Annotated in this window: 1 protein-coding gene; it reads right to left on the reverse strand. The window is 63.5% G+C overall.

The window, feature by feature from the left end; all coding sequences use genetic code 11:
• The coding region (locus RVY79_RS19595; protein WP_317466243.1) for an NAD(P)-binding protein at positions 1-274 on the reverse strand (274 nt) is incomplete at both ends.

The following is a 274-nucleotide window of genomic DNA, read 5'->3' on the forward strand; positions in this document are numbered from 1 at the left end:
GTTCAGCCAGCGCTCGATTTCCGGCTGTCCCGGAAACCGCTCGCTCCAGCTCCAGCCTTTGTAGAGCTCCTCGGAGAACAGATACTGATAGGTGTGGCCTTCGGAATCGAAGCGCGCGCCGGGATAGCGGTTCCAGTACCAGGTGCCGCCGACGCTTGATCCTGCGTCAATAGCCCTGACGTTCAGGCCCTGCTCGCGCAGGCGGAACAGTTGATAAAGGCCCGCGACGCCGGCGCCGATCACCACGGCGTCGAGTTTGGATGTCGCGTGCGCG

Source organism: Chromohalobacter sp. HP20-39, from assembly GCF_033052815.1.
Classification (GTDB): Bacteria; Pseudomonadota; Gammaproteobacteria; order Pseudomonadales; family Halomonadaceae; genus Chromohalobacter.